This window comes from Leptospira brenneri, assembly GCF_002812125.1.
GTDB lineage: Bacteria > Spirochaetota > Leptospiria > Leptospirales > Leptospiraceae > Leptospira_A > Leptospira_A brenneri.
On the sequence record NZ_NPDQ01000005.1, the window covers coordinates 170584 to 188606 of the forward strand.

An 18023-nucleotide genomic window follows, 5' to 3' on the forward strand; every position below is an offset into this window, starting at 1 on the left:
TTAATAGTTCTCTTGTTTTGAAGTAACATTTTGCCTGAGCATATTGAGTTTTGCTTGGGCATATCTTCTCAGTTCAATCATTTCAGTTGAATACCTTTTTAACAAGTTGTCTTGTTCCAGTCGGTTTTCCATCAATTGAAGAGTATCTCGGACGTATTTAATGTCTTTTTCCTCTTTTAGTTTTCCAGATTGAATTAGTTTTTTGACTATGTCGAACTCGTATTTTCTAAAATGAACTCGTAGTAAAAATTCAGTAGAAAAATTTTCTTTGGCTTTAACCCAGTTCTGGTCGATTTTTTCTTTTGGGCCTTGATCTTTGAGTTGGTCAACTGCGCGTTTTGTGGGATCAAAGTCTTTAGTCGATGATGCGTTTGTTAATTCATCTGCACTATTAATTTCATCTTTAAAGATTTCTTGAAGTTTGGTTCTGCGCCACTGGTCGGTATATTCGTAACTTTGAGCCGTAAGCATTCTTTGAAATTCTTCAAGCATCACAGAAACATTGATGGATCGGCCTAATGGAGTGTTGTTGAATTCTTTGATTTTGGGGAATAGTTCTCTCGTGATTTGAAACGCAGATTTTCTTTTATAATTACTTGCTTCGTAGAGTTTTTCTAAAGAATCTTCTGAATGTTTTTTGAGTTCATTTAAAATGAACGGTTCTGCAAAAACATAGGCATCTTCTCCATAAACAAATAAGTTGGGGTCAGGTGCAACGACTGATACTATAAAAATGTAATGACTATCTCTTAGTGCCGTAAGTAATTTTCTGAGATCTTCTTCGGTTCGAGATAATTGAGAAGACCAAATTCGTAGATGTGTATCAGATGTTGGGATTTTTTCTCTTGATTCGATGTTCTCTTTTCGAATCAAGTCTGCGAGTTCCAAACAAACTTTGATACTTCCGGCCATGAATAGAAGTTATCTGTAGTGCTTTTCCGGTAAAGAATTATTCATACTTCAATTCTTTGGAAATTTTCATTCGTTGTAGAAAATAAAATGGTATGAGACAAATGAGAAATGTGATGAGGGGGATTAATATCGGGAGTTTTACTACAAAGTGGAAAGGGTATTGAAAATGGAGTATCCAACCAAAGGCATTTCGATTGATTCCAAAAATAACTAAAGGGGAGAGGATGGCGCTATTTAGAATTCCAGAAAAAATACCCAACGTTACCAAAAACAATGCTTGGGAGTAAACCAATTGAAACGTTTGGAATGAATCCATCCCGATTGCTCTTAAGCCAGCAATCAATTGGGATTTTTCTTTTATGAAGTAGACGAGAGATGTGGAAAGGGCGAGGATCGAAATGATCAAGGCAGAAATCTTTAAAGTATCTAATATGGAAAATACTTGGTTCATTCCTTTTAGATAGATTTTTTTTAATTCGGTCAGGTTTATATATTTTAAATCATTTTCTTCGGCGATTTTTTGAAGAGATTCTGTTATTTCTTTTTCTGTAATGTTTTTGTTTTTAAAAATTCGGATGGAACTTAAAAACCTAACATTGAAGTTTTTTCGAAAAAAAGAATAATCCATCATTATGGTTCCTCTTTCTGAAAAAAAATGTTCTCTTTCATCCTGAATTCTGATTTTTACTTGAGAATTAAGATCTGTGTTGATCGTTATGATCTCTCCTTTGCAAATTTGGTCCAAAAAACATAAGTTTTTTGATGCAATTAATTGATTTTTGTCATAGGGTTTGTTTAGGTTTAATACGTGTAAGGTGTAGTATCTTCCGTTGACTATAAATTTGGAATCAACATAGAAAGGTTCGGCAGTAAAAAGATTTTGGTTCTTTGTCATGGATTCAAAAAGTTCGGCCGGAACACCGGGTTCACCGGTATTTAACTTTTTTTCATTGATTAGGGAATAGTCTGACTTGTTTTCTTCGTTTACCCACTGAACAAGAGATTTTTCGTAACTATCAGTTAAACTCGTCAAAGTAAGGACGAGAGAAGTGGAAAGCATAATTGTGGATGCAGTGAGTCCAAATTTCCAAGGCTCTTTTTCTATCTCTTTTAAACCAATTTTGATACTAGGTGAAAATTGAAAATTTGAGATCAATTTCTCCAAAACTTTCACGAAAAAAGGAATGGTTAGGAAGATGAATAAAACGAAGCCAATGATAACGAATCCAATTCCTATCATACCGGGAACCATTTGTTTTGCAAGTTTGAGAAGGCCTAAAGTGGCTCCGATGGTAATGGATAAAATAGAGAGATAAAATAGTTTTGTTTCTGTTAGTCCAAATACAAAGTTTTTCTTTTGCGGCTCTCTTTCGCGTATTAAATCAATGGGAAGTATTTGTAGAGTTTTATATGAATTGTAAATGGATGCGAGTATCGATCCTAAAATGGAAATACCAAAACCTGTCATAATGATAGAAAAAGGAATGTTTCTGTAGGTTTGTAACTGATTGGAATCGGTAATGGTATTTGCTGTGGTCAGTAAGTTCGTATTGGCAATGAGAATTCCCAAAAAGATTCCTATCAGTCCACCGAAGAACCCAATTACACTTGCTTGCGTTAAGAATAAAATAAAATTATTGGTTCTACTGGATCCAATGGATAACAAAATCCCAAATTCATTTTTTCGTGAAAGATACAGTCCCGTAAACATATTCGAAACCATAAAAAAAGAAATCAAAACAGAAACTAGGGAGACAATCATTAGGTTGATTTTGAGAGAACTCAAAGCAAGTCCTGATCGTTCGATTAGCTCTTCTTTTGATTCATAAATCCATTCGTTTGATTTTGTTATTTCTATGGAAGTGTTGGTATTTCCCTCCCCGTCTTTTGTTAACCATATTGAAGTTATGTGATTGTTCTTGTTGCAAATAGACTGAAGCCTTGCAATGTCCATAACCAAAAAAAGGCCATCTTGAGGAAGGATATAGGATTCTTCCATATCAAGTTTAATCTTATTTTCACAAAGAGAAATGGAACTCACTCCGCTTTGTGTTTGGATTTTGTCGGCTAGGGCCTGGCTGATCAGAAATTTCGGAATGACTTTTCTATTCTTTTCTATTTTTTGATTTGTTCCTGAGAGAAGGAGGTCACTTCCTATAATAGGGAAACTAAAGATTTTATCTTTAGAAAGGTTTAGAGTTCCCTTTGTTTGTAGTTCTGGTTCTAGATTGATACCTTCTGGTAAACTAGGCACAAGTATTTTTATAAAATGGTCAGGAGCTCCCCTGTTTTGATCGTTTGCGACATACCTACCGATAAAATTTTCTGAAGAATAACCGATCATTTGGTCGATTACTGTTTGTTCAGCTCGCCAAGCATTAATTTGTGTGCTAACAAAAAGTGCAATGCCTAGACTAATTCCAAACATTGATAATCCAATTCGAGAGATATGATCTTTAAAGTATCCGAATATGAAGTAGTAGTAGTAGATGTTTTTCATTTTGTTTGGATTTTCCCATCTAACAAATGAAGATTGATATCACCTGATTGTCCAATTTGTTCATTATGGGTTACGAGAAATACTGTTATGTTTAACTCTTTAACACATGTTTCGAATAATCTCATAATCTTTTCAGAAGATACGGAATCGAGGTTTCCCGTTGGCTCATCCGCCAGTAAGAGTTTTGGTTGGTGGACAATTGCTCTCGCAATCGAAACTCTTTGATTTTCTCCACCAGACATTTCTTTCGGAGAAAAGTTCTGTCTATGGCTTAGTCCCACTAAGGAAAGTGCATCCATTGCTTTCTTTTTCGCAATGGCTTTTGGGGTTCCAGATAAATAAAGAGGTAACGTTACATTTTCTAGTGCAGATAAATAAGGAAATAAATGGAAAAACTGGAAAACGATTCCAATGGTTTTTCGTCTATAGATTGTAAGTTCCTTCTCGGTGGCCTCTGACAACTGGTTTCCAAATACTTCTATCGTGCCTGAATCGGCGGATTCGATCGCAGAAAGAATGTTGAGTAAGGTTGACTTCCCACTTCCAGATGGGCCCATAAGGGTAACTAGTTTTTTTTCGGTAATCTCCAGGGAAATGTCATTCAAAACAGGAAAGATCAGGTCACCTTGTTCAAAGGTTTTGTTGATATGTTCCATTTTTACGGCAAATTTTAAGAATGATTCTTTTTTTTGATCGTCCACTAAAAATAACTTCCCATATATAAGACCATAGAGAATATCAAGAATGAGGTTTCACTGATTGTTAGCACGTATATTTTTCATCCTGCTCATGTCAGTTTTACTCATTGGGAAATCCCAGTCCTGGGTATCCATTGCGGAGTTTACCGAGTCTGGAGAGATATTCTCCTGCGAGAAAAACTTCGAAGAACCTCCAGGGGAAGAAGAGAGTTTTTTTCATTTTCCTTCTTTACCCGTTTATATTTCCATCACTCACACTTTTTTTTCACCACTTTCAAAAGATCGTTCTCCTAATTTTATTTCCTTCAAATTTCCAGACCGTCGCGGTCCTCCTCTATTTACATAACTTATATTTTTCTCTAAAAATTTAATTTTTGAGGTAGTTATGTTAGAAGATGAAAGAATTTCAATCTTCCGATCGATCTTAGTTGGTATATCTGCGTTATTGCCGTTAGTTATATTCTTAAGTTCTAATTATGATATTTTATCAGTTGATTTCCCAATTTTGGTTGGGCTTGTCATTCAAGCTTATATTGGGTTTTCTTCTTTTATGTTGGTTCAGTCTTACGAGCCAAAAGAAAAAAATAAAGTTACCGTAGGGTATGTGATATTTTGGTCTGCCTTAGGTGTTTGTTATTTGTCTGGCAAATCTTTAATTCTTCCTATCGCATTGGAAGTAACTTCCTTTTCGACCATTCTGATTTATTCAGGAACTGAGTTTGGGAAAAAACAAATTGAAAGTCTAGGTTCTCTTTTACTCGCATCCGGTATTTCTGCCTTGTTTTTGTCGGCTTGGGTGATGTTGCCAGATGGGGACAATGTGGGAATCATACTTCTTCTCATTGGTCTTTTGATTAAATCTGGATTTTCTGGATTTCATTTATGGATACCAAAAGTCAATGAAGGTGGACCTTCACATGCTCTTGGTTCTTTTGCGGGAGTTCTTGAAGTATTTCCACTTTTACTTTTTTACCGTTATGTTTTACCAAATCAATTAGATCCTATCATTTATCAGATATTATTTCCATTGGCTGCCCTTGGGATATTTTTTGGAGGAATTACGAGTTTCTTCCATAAAGATCCCAAAATCTCTTTGGCTTATAGTTCTGTTGAATCAATCAACTTTCTTTGGTTATGTTTGATCATTGCTGGAATGTTTCAGTTCTCTGTTGATTCGGATCTTATGAGCCTAAGTAATTCCTTTAGAATTCTTTTTTTCTTAAGTTTGTTTCATCATTGTTTTTCAAAGACCTTCCAATTATTTTCCATTGGTATGGTGGCAAGATTAAAAAATTCAAGTTCTAGTGATGAATTAAAAGGAATCGGTAGGTTGCTTGGAATCTCTCCATTGTTAGTTGGGGCTGGAACTTTTAGTTATGCAGTTCTTCCTGGCACTTTGGGATTTGTTTCCGAGGCAACATACTTTTATCTGAATGCTCGGATTTTGGATCTACCGATTGGACGTTCTGTATTCCTTTTGCCATCAATGATCTTTATTTTCTTTGGGATTGTTCTTGGTGGGTTTACACATATAAAATTGTTTATGAGTTTATTTTTGTCAACTCCGGCAAAAGAAATTAATATTCAGCCTTTTGGTCCGAAACAGAGGCGATGGGTAGTAATATCTTTATTTAGTTTAGCAATGGTGATTTTTATTTTTCCATTGGTTTTACCTTATTTTGTAAGATTGCCAATGTTAAGTCCTTTTGTAGACAATATGTTAGCCGATTGGTTTTGGACGGTTTCTCTCGTATCTTATATCACAATAGGATCTGTTTTTATTTTTCGTGTTTATGATCGTTACCAATTGAAACGATACGGAGAACCAAAAAAGAAAAATTGGGATTGTGGGGGTGGATACAGTGGTCATGAACTTTCCATACCAACATCTGTATTTTCCGAGCCACTAAGAAACTCGCTTGGTCGTTATTTTTTAAATAAACTAGGGGAATCAAAAATAGATACTTTCTTAATCAAAACAATTACTTTGGTTTTTCGTTTTGGAACAAAGTTTATGTCAGCAACTAACCATCCCAAAGATGAGGATGTAAGTCGGTATTTGGCGATTTCTTCAATGTTTTTGATTTTTATCTTTTCTCTTTTGATTTTAGGCGATTTCGGAGGATTATAGATGGAATCAGTTCTTTATTATGTTTATTTAATTACTTTGTTTGTAACTCTTCCTTTTCTACTAACGGGTATTATTCGAAAAGTTAGAGCCTATGCACAAGGAAGGCGTGGTCCAAAGTTGCTCCAGTTTTTCTGGGAGGTTGATAAATCCTTAAGGAAAACTCCTATTTCACATACCAATTTGTCTGATTTCACTCATTTGGCACCTCGAGTTGCAGTTTTTTCTGCTCTGATGATTTGGAGTGTTGTGGTTTTCGAATGGGCTCCTTTTATTTTGATCCCCTTTTTTCTGGCACTCTACCGATTTGCTTACGTTAGTTTTGCTATGGAAGGGGCTTCTTCGTTTGGAGGAATGGCTTCTGGTCGCGAGATTTTACTTTCGGTGATGGCGGAACCGACTTTTATATTGATGATTCTGGCGGCTCAGTCACATATCGAAATTTCGGTGAGTCCACAAGGCGCTCTCATTGGATTACTTTTTCTATCTTTGTCTTTCATTGCTATCTTAGCTGAACTCGCAAAACCACCGTTCGATGATCCTAGAACACATTTAGAGTTAACGATGGTCCACGAGGCGATGATTTTGGAAGCCTCCGGAAAACAGTTGGGTGCGTTTGATTTGGCAAGTTCCATCAAACTATCTACCTTACTTGTTTTTTTAGTTAAGTTGGCATTAGAACATTCAAAATTATTTCAAGATGAAGTTTTGGATAGTTTCTCTAGAGAGTTGATGGTGGCACCTATGGTGATTCTCCTTGCGATCATTCTTGGATTTTGGGAATCGAATAGTGTTAGAAGGAAATGGACCTGGATCCCTGAATTTATGGGACTTACTTTCATTGCAATTTTGATACTGGGAACTTTGGTTAAGTTGTCTTAAGGGTTATTATGGCATACGATTTTATTTACTTATTATTGTTACTTACCGGTGTTGTGGTTTTGGTTGAAAACCGGTTGAGTCGGATCATCTTTTTCCTAAGTGCACAAGGATTCCTTTTGGTTTTCCCTGTTTTGCAAACTCATAAGGAAGATTGGAAACATGCAATTTCATTGATTGTTATGGTTGTTTTGTTTAAGGGGATTCTTACTCCCTGGGTCTTAAATTGGACAGCAAATAAATCTAAAATGAATGAAAGCACAGCACCGCGGTTTGGGTATTTAGCAACACTTTTGTTTATGGTACTCGGGCTTGTCCTTGCTGTAAAAATTACAGAAGGAGTCTCTGTTCTTTCCATTCCTGTTCATAAAATCGGACTTATCTATGTGATATTGTTAGTTTATGTAGGTGTGCTTTGTTTTGTTGTTAGGCGAAACTGGCTTGCTCTCATTGCCGGGTTTTGTGTTTTTGAAAATGGAATTTTTGTTCTTACTATGGTGTTGGATAAAGGACTTCCCGTTGGACTTGAGTTTGGATCCTTTCTTGATGCAATCCTAGTCATTGTTTCGGGAGGAATTTTGCAACTCTCTCCTCATATGCACACAAAGGAGAGAAAACTATGATGAAAGAATTATTTTACCTTTCTGGTGTACTAGCTTTTTTGGTGATATTTTTTGTTTCGATCTTTGCACCGACTAAGGGACAAACTCGAATTTGGTTATGGAGTCTTTTGAAGATTGGATTCTTTTGTTCTTTATTTTACTCCTGGTTTACCGACAATATCGTGCTGAAGTGGATTTTAATAGAGGCCTCCACTTTATTTGGTGCTTTATTAATTTCTTCAAGTGGGACAGAACGTTCATTTCATGTGGGTTGGAAGTTTCTATTAATCAATTCCTATGCGCTTGGTCTTGCCTTTTTAGGGATAGTGATTTTGTTATTTGCTTCGACTCCGTTGGAGAACTTGGATTTTGAAACCTTAAAGCAAGGGTTAGTTGGTCAAAGTGGTCTTTTGATCGAAACAGGTATTCTACTTACCGTTTATGGTTATAGTGGAAAACTTGGGCTTGTTCCCAACCATTTTTGGGTGGGTGATACATATGCAGAGAGTCCAAGTCAAATCTCTTCTTTGATAGCTTCTTTTGTGCCAGTGAGTGTGGTGCTTGCGATTCGGCCACTCATTCAGTTGGAACGTGAAATTAATCCTCATATGATCAATGCGGCAAATGGAATCCTATTTATAGGAATATTAACTATTTTGTATTCAACTTTGATTTTGTTTTCGCGTGAGGACATTCGAAGGATATCTGCAAAGGTTGCACTCTTTCATACAGGTATGTTGACTTTGTTTCTGTGGTTAGATGTATCGGATGAGGTATTTTACTTTTTATTATCTACAACAGTTTTAGTAAAGCTACTTGTATTTATCTCGATGGGAATTTTGCGGATGGATGCCGGGAAAAGAAACATTTCCCAAATTCTGGAAACATCTTCACTCAGTCATAAAGCATTGTATATGTATCTATTGGCTTTGTTAGTTGCTTTTGTGTTTCCTTTATCGCCAGTTTTTGTTTTGGATTTAAAGGTCATCGAAATAGCGATTAGACAAAAGATGTTTTTTTTATTCCTTTTTCCGATTGTCGGTGCTGTTTTCTTTTTTATTGCCCTGAACAAAGTTTTACCTTTAGTTCGTTTGCCCAATCGGAATTTTGAATCAAGTGTTTATGGGATACTTCAAACTCGGTTGGTATTCTTTTGGTTTAGCTTTTTATTCACCGTATGCGTTGGTACTTACGGTTTAACTTATCTTATGGCAGAATATATATGGAAAAGATAACAGGGATTACTAGTTTTGATGGTGTTTATCACCAGTTTGTCATCCGAGACCATAAAGTGGTTCGGGAAGAAGTTGTTTCTAAAAAGAGTAATATCGATTTTTTGTTAGATCCTCAGTATCCGGTTTGGTTGGTTCGTCATGCATTTGGGCAAGACATGGGGGTTGAGGATTATTCGGATTTAAAAGAAGAAGATTATCTATCAGATAATCGTGGCAAAAATCTTTCCTTACATCAAAAAACAGGTGTTGTTAGAGATTTGGCATACCATGGATTACATGTTCCTTTTCATGAAGGAACTTATTCTCATGCAGTGGGTCCAATTCACGCAGGAATCATTGAACCTGGTCATTTTCGATTTGTGGTCGAAGGGGAGGTGATTCGTCATTTAAGCATTCGTTTGGGTTTCCAATATAGAGCCATTCGGGAAAAAATACTAAAAAAACAGGTAACAGAAGTTATGCCAATTTCTGAAACGATTTCCGGAGATACAAGTGTTGGGTATGCACTCGCTTTTAGTAAAATCTACGAAGAAATGTATGGGTTATCCGTTTCTTCTGATGTAAAGTTATTTCGCTCTTTTCTTGTCGAGTTGGAACGGATTGCCGTCCATATAGGAGACTTAGGTGGTATCTCAGAAGATATAGGATATTATCCATTATATGGTGTTTGTGTTACGGATAGAGGGGCAGCTCTCGGTCTTATGGAAACATGGACAGGGAATCGGTTTGGAAAGGCTGCGATTCGTCCTGGTAGAGTTCGGACAAATAAACGTATTACCGCCAAACAAGCAAAAGATGCTTTTTTTAATTTAAAAAAGGTTTATTTTAAACGAATTCGTCCGCAGATTTTAAGAGCACTTTCTGTTTCTACCTTGAAAGAAAGAATGCAAGGATGTGGATTTATTTCGGAATCAGATGTTGAGAAACATGGATTTCTGGGTATGGTGGCTAGGATGGCTGGAGTGGGTGATGATTTAAGAATTGGAAACCTCGAATATCCTGGTTGGACTCCATTACCCCTGCAAGAAGAACACCATCATTATAATGGAGATGTTTGGGCACGTATGTACATTCGTTATACGGAAATTGAACAATCATTAAAATGGATCGAATCACATTTGGATGAATTGGATTGGGAGTCTCTCTGGTCTGAAAAAGATTTTTATGCCAATACCCATGACTGGAAGGAATGGAAACCAAAATCAGGAATTTACACTGCGGCCGTAGAAGCTTGGCGAGGTCCAGTTCTTGTTTCTTTGGATTTCGATTCAGATGGATTTGTAAAAAATTCCTATATTCGTGATCCTTCTGTTCTCAATTGGCATGCATTGGAACTTGCTGTCCGTGGAGAACAGGTCGGTGATTTCCCTTTGAACAATAAGTCGTTTAATCTTAGTTATGTTGGGTTTGATTTATGAATTTTATATATGAGTTAAAAAGTTTTCTTTTCCCAAAGAACGTATTGAATTTTGATACCGCGTCTCCTGTGCATCCAACAAGTCGAGGTATTCCTGTTCCTACTTCCAAACTAGAACAAGGAACTAAGACCTTGGTTCGGTCTGCAGAAATTTGTCCAACGAGAGCAATGCGGATTCTTTCCGACTCCGAGGTTCAATTTGATTATGGTAAATGTTTGCAATGTGGTATGTGCACCGAGGTCTCGGATGGTTCCCTTCGTGATTCAGGTTTTATCTATACTTTTGCTTTAAGTCGTGATGAATTGAAAGTCACTTACAAATCCGGCCGAATGCAAAAAGTAACTGACTTACCTTTTCCACTGACTGAAAATCAACAGCGATTTAAAGAATTAACCAAGAAGAGAGGTTTTCTTTACCGAGAGGTTGCGGCTTCTGGAAACAATACAGTCGAATCAGAACTAAACGCTTCGTTTAATTCTGTTTTTGATTCGGAAAGAGAAGGGGTACGTTGCGTGGCTAGCCCCAAACATGCTGACGCCATTGTCTTTTCTGGGCCAGTAGGACAGAATATGGCAGGTCCTTTGGAAACAGCATGGGATGTGATTGCGGAACCAAAAGCACTCATCGCCTGCGGAACGGAAGCGGTCAGTGGAGGTCTTTATGCCTTAGGTAAGTTGCCGAAAGAGCCGGACCTTTACATTTCAGGAGATCCCCCAAGGCCAGACGTGATTTTGCAAGGTTTTCGTCTTTTAATGGGAAGATTTTCCTTCCGATTTCAAGAGGCGCTTCACAAAATTTTAGAGAATGAATAATAAGGCGAGTGGATTTAGAAAAAGAAGAAATCGTTCGTGTCCTGGTTTTAGAACCGCAAAAAAAATCCTATGATACCATTTCCCAATTACTTGTGGAATGGTTTGGGGATTATATCGAACTTACCTGGCGCTCCGTTTTTGATAACGGAGCAGAGGAAATCAAAAAAAACCAATATGATCTTCTAATAACGGAAATCCAGTTTCCGGAATTGGAAGATAGCAGCGAATCCATTTTGGAAATGATCATGGATTTAGCCGGTCCATCAGAACTTCCCGTAGTTGTGTTTACGAAGGCCGAGGGAAAACAACTTCCCATCCATGCCTTTCAACTAGGGATCAACGAATACTTCAGTAAACGTAGGTTAAAGAAAAATGTTTTGGAACATCGGTTTAGAAATTTGTTCCGAGAGATTTATCGTAAAAAAGTTGTTTCCATTCAAATGGATGATAGTTTGAAACGATTCCAAGATTTGTATGGAATGAACCAATCCGAAATTCAAGATTTGAATACAATGGTTAAAAAATTCAAAAAAGAATTGGAGAAGGAATACGAAGAGAAACTGAATTTAGAAACCGAAAAAAAGAAAATGCAAAATGTTTTCGGTATGTATGTGGATCCTATCATTGTAGAGAGTTTGATGAACAATACTCTTTCGCTTGATCAAAAAGGAAAAGAACAAGAAGTATCCGTATTATTTTCAGATATTCGTGGTTATACGACTCTTTCTGAAAAAATGAAACCAGAACAAGTCATTTCTTTTTTAAATGAATACTTTACTGCCATGACAGAAGTCATTTTGGGATATGGCGGAATGATCGATAAATATATTGGTGACTCCATCATGTGTTTGTTTGGCGCTCCAGTTTTTCAAGAAGACCATAGGCAAAACGCACTAGATTGTGCTGTGGAAATGGTGCAGGTGTTTGAACTTTGGCAACCAAAATGGCAACAAATCTATGGATTCACTCCTCAAATAGGAATTGGTTTGGCTTCAGGGAAAGCAATCGTGGGAAACGTTGGTTCCTTTCAAAAACTTTCTTATACTGCTGTTGGAGACACTGTTAATATGGCGAGCCGGCTTGAGTCCATTGCCAAACCGATGCATGTTTATGTTTCAGAAGGACTGTATAATTTTTTACCTGAAGATTATGCGAATAAATATCGTTACGAAGAGTTGGAACCTGTAAAAATCAAAGGAAAAGAAGGGTTACACAGAATTTTAAGTGTAAAACCCCTCTCGTAATTTTATTGTAAGTGTTGCTTTTAAAGCGTACTACAAAACTGATAGAGTTCGTTTGTTTTCAGTTTTTCGTCTTTGGCTGTTAAAAAAACTTTTTGGTCTTCAATTTCAAGACTAAGGGACTGTTTGTATTCTTCAAATTTTTCTAAGGTCCCTGGTTCTTGTTTTCCATGACCAGTTAATTTTGCAATCACTCCGGCAAATCCAATGATTTGTCCAAGAGCTGATTGTTCCGTGACTGGTTTGGATAGATCTTCAATGGAAGAAATGATGATGTTTGGCATTTTCCAAAGTTTCGCTGCAGCACTTCCCATTTCGTAGGAATCCACACCGAAGAATTTTTTCTCAAGCGAAATCAAACTAACATCAGAAGTTTGGAATTCGGTAAGCACTTCTATATATTTTGTTCTATCAATGGTATTGAGTACAATTCGTCCAAGGTCTTGCATGAGTCCACATGTGATGGCAAGCTCTGCTTCTTTTTTGAATTTTTTCTCTTCACATAAAATTTGTGCAAAGATTCCCTTTGCAACAGAGTGATCCCAAACTTCATCTCGGAATTTTTTATAATTACCTTGGCTAAATAGGGAATCTGTCATGGACATAGCGACCATACTTCGCACTGTTTTGAATCCTAAACGAGTGATCACCTGTTTCATGTTAGCTACAGGATTTCCTCTTGAGAAAAAAGGTGAGTTTGCAAGTTTCAAAAGTCTTGCTACTAACACTTGATCCGATTGGACTTTTTTTTCTAATTCCCCAAAGGAGAGCTCATTGTCATCATCTAGGGAAAGTACGGAAAGTAAGACCGGCGGTACAATCGTCAGGTCTTTGATTTGCGAGAGATATTCTTCAACTGTAGCCATAGGATTTGGAACCTAAAGTCAGATTCTCAAACCAGGAACAAAGGGAAACCGAAAAACGGGAAAAAACTACCGGGCGACTATCCTTGCGAATTCAATTCCCTTGAAGTAGTGTTGTAGGATTTCCCTGTGATTGAATTGGTTTTTTGCCATAGCAAAACTTCCCCATTGAGACATTCCGACTCCGTGCCCAGAACCTAAACCTTTCACATAAAAATCACCGGACTCTTCTTTTCGAATTCCAAACCTTGTGGATTTGAGTTTGGTGGCTCCTAATTTTTTTCGAAACTCAGTTGCTTTGATTTTTTTGGATCCAGAAGCTCCTATGATTTCGATTTCATTGACTCTTGAAGAAGGGAATCTACTTGTCACTAAAATGTCTTGGATCTCACCAACGCCTAAATCTCGTAAGTTGGTATTTACAAAATCAGTTTTCCATTTTTCTTCCCAAGAATATTGTTCCCCATCTTTGTCGTATTCGGATGCAACTGGTTTTAAATATTCTACAGGACTTCCCCAAACATTAACTGGATCTTCCGTGTATCCACCTGCATTTGAATGGAAAAAACTTTGAATGGGTTGTCCTTTATGAATGAGGATGAGTCCTTCTGTTTCAAAAACTGCTTCTGAAGTATTTCGATGTTCTTTGTTTTTTCCTTTGTACACTTGTGTATTGGTAGAAGTGTCCACATCGAACTCTTGTTTTTTTCTGTTTAACATTTCTCTTACTACATAAGTTCTTGCGCAAATGGCTTGGGCTTTGAGGGCTTCTTTTGGCCAAGAGGCACTGACTTCAGAGGGAACTACGGATAAAAGATAAGCTTCTACTGGAACTAAATTAAGAATATAAACTTTACCATCAATGGGTTTGAGAAGAACAGTCCCTCTGTAACTCACTCCCTTGTATTCAATCCATTCCGAATTACTTTGGATTGAAATTGGCGCTTTCAGGGCAGTGGGGTTTAAGGATAAAAAATCATATGCTCTTTTGATTGTAAGATCATTGGCATCTCGAACAATCATTTCGCCACTTGACTTAAATACTTCTTCGTCTGTCGCATAACCAAGTAATACACGAACCGGCTTAGATTTAAAACCAGAATCATCCGGTGTCCAATTGGTGACCATCACACTCGTACAACCGATTTGCCCTAAAATGGCCAAACAAAAAAATAAAATCGATTTTTGAATCTTCATAGTAACCTCCCTTCTAATTTCGGAGGATTCCCCAAATTGGTGAAGGGATTTATACGGACTTTCTTTGAAAGAAAAGCACTGATTCTGTATGAGGAGTGTGAGGATAGGGATCAATTAGGATTCCATCCATAAAATCATAACTGGGAAGGAAGGTGGATACATCCTCTTTTTGTGAATAAGGGTTACAGGAGACGTAGAATAAATGTTTGGGCCCAAAATCGCGGATCCATTGGTTGACCAATTTACCAGCACCTGCCCTTGGGGGATCCAAAATCAAAGTGGCATCCTCTTTCGGTTTCAGAAGTTCTGTGGACATAAAGAGATTGGCGATCTGAAAGGAATGTGATTTTTCCGGATACCGATTTTGGAAAGTTTCTGTGGCAATGGCAATCGAAGATTCCGTTAGTTCATAACCATCGACATTTTCGAAAGAACCACCATATAACAGAGAGAAAAAACCATTTCCACAAAATAAATCGATCAGATTTTTTCCAGATTTTGGTAACCGTTCTTTGATAAAAGAGAGAATCGGTAAAAAACCTTTTGGGTTTGGTTGGAAAAATGAATCAAAAGGAATCTGAAAAGTTTCCCCTAGAACTTGTTCTGTAAACGTAGATTTACCTCTTAAAATTTCGGGCCTTCCGAAAGCAGAAACTTCCGATTTGGGTCTGTTGTAACAAAAGAGTAAAGATTCTTGGGGAAGGGATGTCAAACAAAGGTTACGAAATTTTTCCATGGAAGGGTGTGATTCGTATCCATCTGTAAAAGTAAAAATTAAAATTCCATCCTCTGTGTTCTGCGCCTTTCTGATGGTGAGGTATTTGAGTCCACCTTCTTCATTTTTACGATCCCAGATCACTTCTGGCATTTGATTGAGTACAGATTGTACGTTTTTTAAAGCTTCATTGGCCCAGTGAGATTGGATGGAACAAGATGTGATGGGAACTACCTTTCGAAAGTTTCCTCTTTGCCTTTGTCCAATGATCGGTCCAGGGAAAACGGAAAAATCCATTCGAGATCTGTATTCATAAATTTGTTCAGAAGGAAGTGGATGAATGGATATTCCTAAATCCTTTTGGAAAGCTTGGAGGATGGGAGAAAATTTGAGTTCTAATTGTTGTTTGTAATCGATGTGTTGGCCAGTGCAACCGCCACATTCTCCGAACACATCGCAAGATACCAATTTCCAGTCATGGTTACGGATTGTTTCCTGAATGCGTAAAGACCTTTGTCTTGGTCTTCGTTTGACATACTCGACATGGAGTTCGTCTCCGGGATAGGCAAAAAAAACATTCACCTTTTTTCCGTTAGGTGCAGTGACGATTCCTGAAAAGTCGGAATCTAAACTTTCCACAATGACTTTATCCAATGTTTTATACTTGCCAGTTCCTTTTGATTTTTATATGATTTCCGACATGGTTTTTTCGAAAAGACTCTTTTGTTTATTTCATACATTCCTTCTTCTTGCGGGATTTCTCTCACCCGTTTCGGCACAGGTTCTCCTCACCAACCAAATTTTAGATCTTAGGTCGGAGACTTCTTTTGGCCAGTCGGTTCACAAATGGAGTTTTAAACCAGGTGATTCCCCCCTTGTGACGGAAACGGAAGAAGACGATTTGTATTTGGATGAAGAAAACGGACAAACAAGAGCCTTACGATTTGCCCATGCACAAATCCAACTAGGGGAATCGGTTCGCAACGGTTGGATTTCTGGGTTCCAGGTGCAAACCGCATGGAACAAAGTAAAGGATGGAGATGGAGAGTTGTACTTTCCTGACTTTACCAAATTTAAGGAAACCTACAAAGGTTACGCTTGGTACCGAACTGAAATTCGAATTACAGCTGAGGACATCCGTAATAAATTCAAATCGAGAAACCTATCCGTAAGACTTGGGCAAATCAGCCAAGCAGATGCTGTGTATTGGAATGGAAAGTTCATTGGTGGGACTGGCCTTCATTTGGACACGGAAGAAAATTCCCAGTTAGAGGATAAATCACTCTATAGCGATAAAATTCGATTTTATCAAATCCCAATCGATCAATTAAAAACGGACGAACCGAATGTTTTGGCAGTCCGTGTTTATGCGAAGTATTCTTTGAGTCCTGGCCTCTCTCATGATAAATTTTATGTATCTTCGGTGAAATATTCAGAACGAGCCGAGTATTGGAACGACTTCAAAAAGATTTTTGTCATCGTACTCACTTTGTTGTTGGGGAGTTTTTATTTATACTGGCAGTTTTTGTTTCGCAATGAAGATGACGCAACCATTTACTTCGCGTTAGGTTCCATCTTTATGGCTTTAAATACATTGTTTCAAAGCCAAATTATTTATTCCGTCTTGGGAGACGGTTTTTGGATTAAAAAAATAGAATATGTGGCTTGGATTGGCCTTGTACATTTACTTTTTAATTTTATAGTCCGTTTTGCTCATGTTAGACAGGGATGGATCAAAATTACCAATCGGTACATTGATATCGCAGGTGTTCTTTCTGCGTTAGTTGTTCTTCTCTCACCCAATCTCCTTTTTCTATCTAAGTTTTTCTTCTATTGGAGTTTTGTCACAATCCTTCTTGGTGGGGCACTATTTTATATCATTTTCCTTGGAAGAAAAGTTCCTTCGATGGGAACGGTTTCATTTGGACTTTTAGCGTTTATTGGTTTGATTTTGAATGATGTCTTAGTGGAAATGCAGTGGGAATGGTATCCAAGTCATACTTTCTTAAAGGATTATGCGTTTGCTGCTTTTTCTGTTTCCGTGGCCCTTTCCATTGTTAAGAACATGATTGATTCTAGGAGACTTGTAGAAAAACAAAGAGAAGAAAAGGATAGACTCTCTCGTTATTTTTCTCCAGCAGTTATGGAAACGATTGTTGCCGACAATATTAAGTTAGGTGGCGAAGAAAGGGAAATTGCTACTTTGTTTTCTGATATTGTTGGGTTTACTACTTTTGCTGAAAAAAATCCTCCTGGTGTTGTCCTTCAAAATTTAAATACCATTTTTGAATCCTTATCCGACTTGATTTTCCATTATTCTGCGACCTTGGATAAATTTATTGGGGATGCGATTATGGCATTTTGGGGAGCACCCAAGCAGACAGAACTGGATGCGTATAAAGCTGTGGCTTGTGCTGTGGATATGCAAAAAAGAATGGAAGAGATCAATCGTGACCTTGGCCTACCTCCAGGAACCTTTCGTTTGCGGATTGGTGTTAATTTTGGGGAAGCCATTGTCGGTAATATTGGTTCTGTCAAACGTATGGACTATACTGTGATTGGAGACGCTGTTAATACGGCTGCAAGGTTGGAAAGTCATGGAATTCCTGGAAAAGTAGCCGTTTCGGAAGCTGCCTTTCTTGCTGCTGGAGGGAGTGAATACATCGAATATGAAGACATCAAGGAACTGGCTCTCAAAGGGAAAGCGGAGCCGGTGAAAGTATACTTTGTGACCAAGGTAAAACCAAGACCAGGAGTTTAACTTTGGGTCTTTTGTGACTTGTGACCACCGGAACTTTCTACCTTGTTCTGGTGGTTTGTTTA

At 37.5% G+C, this 18023-nt stretch carries 15 protein-coding genes; 9 read left to right on the forward strand and 6 right to left on the reverse strand.

Annotated features, from left to right (window positions below; translation table 11 throughout):
* The 3 genes from CH361_RS12260 to CH361_RS12270 are packed head-to-tail and all read right to left on the reverse strand — an operon-like array spanning nt 1 to nt 4113.
* Nucleotides 1-912, reverse strand: a complete 912-nt coding sequence (locus CH361_RS12260) for a hypothetical protein (RefSeq protein WP_100791106.1) — start codon at nt 910-912, stop codon at nt 1-3.
* 37 nt (nt 913-949) lie between these two features.
* A complete protein-coding gene (locus CH361_RS12265) occupies nt 950-3412 on the reverse strand; it encodes an ABC transporter permease (RefSeq protein ID WP_100791107.1) in 2463 nt (820 codons plus the stop codon).
* The gene (locus tag CH361_RS12270; protein WP_100791108.1) at nt 3409-4113 is read right to left on the reverse strand and encodes an ABC transporter ATP-binding protein; all 705 of its coding nucleotides are present in this window, start codon (nt 4111-4113) and stop codon (nt 3409-3411) included. Before CH361_RS12270 ends, CH361_RS12265 begins: the two co-directional genes overlap by 4 nt.
* Nucleotides 4114-4171: 58 nt before the next feature.
* Between CH361_RS12270 and CH361_RS12275 the strand changes: the two genes are divergently transcribed.
* Genes CH361_RS12275 through CH361_RS12310 form a run of 8 tightly spaced genes read left to right on the forward strand, consistent with a single transcriptional unit; the run spans nt 4172 to nt 12428 of the window.
* Nucleotides 4172-4456 (forward strand): hypothetical protein, encoded by a 285-nt coding sequence (locus CH361_RS12275; RefSeq protein WP_100791109.1) that lies wholly within the window; start codon nt 4172-4174, stop codon nt 4454-4456.
* A gap of 39 nt (nt 4457-4495) precedes the next feature.
* Nucleotides 4496-6241: a proton-conducting transporter transmembrane domain-containing protein gene (locus CH361_RS12280; RefSeq protein WP_100791110.1), complete on the forward strand. Its 1746-nt coding sequence runs from the start codon at nt 4496-4498 to the stop codon at nt 6239-6241.
* Nucleotides 6242-7120: an NADH-quinone oxidoreductase subunit H gene (locus CH361_RS12285; protein ID WP_100791111.1), complete on the forward strand. Its 879-nt coding sequence runs from the start codon at nt 6242-6244 to the stop codon at nt 7118-7120.
* An 8-nt stretch (nt 7121-7128) separates the two neighbouring features.
* Entirely contained in the window at nt 7129-7740 is a 612-nt protein-coding gene (locus CH361_RS12290) for a formate hydrogenase (protein WP_100791112.1), read from the forward strand.
* Entirely contained in the window at nt 7737-8954 is a 1218-nt protein-coding gene (locus CH361_RS12295) for a proton-conducting transporter transmembrane domain-containing protein (RefSeq protein WP_100791113.1), read from the forward strand. The genes CH361_RS12290 and CH361_RS12295 overlap by 4 nt, the downstream gene beginning before the upstream one ends.
* Complete coding sequence (locus CH361_RS12300; protein WP_100791114.1) at nt 8942-10372, forward strand: hydrogenase large subunit; 1431 nt, start codon at nt 8942-8944, stop codon at nt 10370-10372. The genes CH361_RS12295 and CH361_RS12300 overlap by 13 nt, the downstream gene beginning before the upstream one ends.
* Nucleotides 10369-11184 carry an NADH-quinone oxidoreductase subunit B family protein gene (locus CH361_RS12305; protein WP_100791115.1) on the forward strand — a complete coding sequence of 272 codons (816 nt, stop codon included), beginning with the start codon at nt 10369-10371 and terminating at the stop codon, nt 11182-11184. The genes CH361_RS12300 and CH361_RS12305 overlap by 4 nt, the downstream gene beginning before the upstream one ends.
* An 8-nt stretch (nt 11185-11192) precedes the next feature.
* Nucleotides 11193-12428 (forward strand): adenylate/guanylate cyclase domain-containing protein, encoded by a 1236-nt coding sequence (locus CH361_RS12310; protein ID WP_100791116.1) that lies wholly within the window; start codon nt 11193-11195, stop codon nt 12426-12428.
* Nucleotides 12429-12448: 20 nt separating this feature from the next.
* Here CH361_RS12310 and CH361_RS12315 read toward each other — a convergent pair whose 3' ends face one another.
* From CH361_RS12315 to CH361_RS12325, 3 genes are all read right to left on the reverse strand, one after another.
* Nucleotides 12449-13291, reverse strand: coding sequence for an HDOD domain-containing protein (locus tag CH361_RS12315; protein ID WP_100791117.1), 843 nt, complete (start codon nt 13289-13291; stop codon nt 12449-12451).
* Nucleotides 13292-13357: 66 nt separating this feature from the next.
* A complete protein-coding gene (locus tag CH361_RS12320; protein WP_100791118.1) occupies nt 13358-14485 on the reverse strand; it encodes a SpoIID/LytB domain-containing protein in 1128 nt (375 codons plus the stop codon).
* Nucleotides 14486-14534: 49 nt separating this feature from the next.
* Nucleotides 14535-15854, reverse strand: a complete 1320-nt coding sequence (locus CH361_RS12325; protein ID WP_100791119.1) for a class I SAM-dependent RNA methyltransferase — start codon at nt 15852-15854, stop codon at nt 14535-14537.
* 46 nt (nt 15855-15900) lie between these two features.
* Between CH361_RS12325 and CH361_RS12330 the strand changes: the two genes are divergently transcribed.
* Nucleotides 15901-17961, forward strand: coding sequence for an adenylate/guanylate cyclase domain-containing protein (locus CH361_RS12330; RefSeq protein ID WP_100791266.1), 2061 nt, complete (start codon nt 15901-15903; stop codon nt 17959-17961).
* Nucleotides 17962-18023 lie beyond the last annotated feature (62 nt).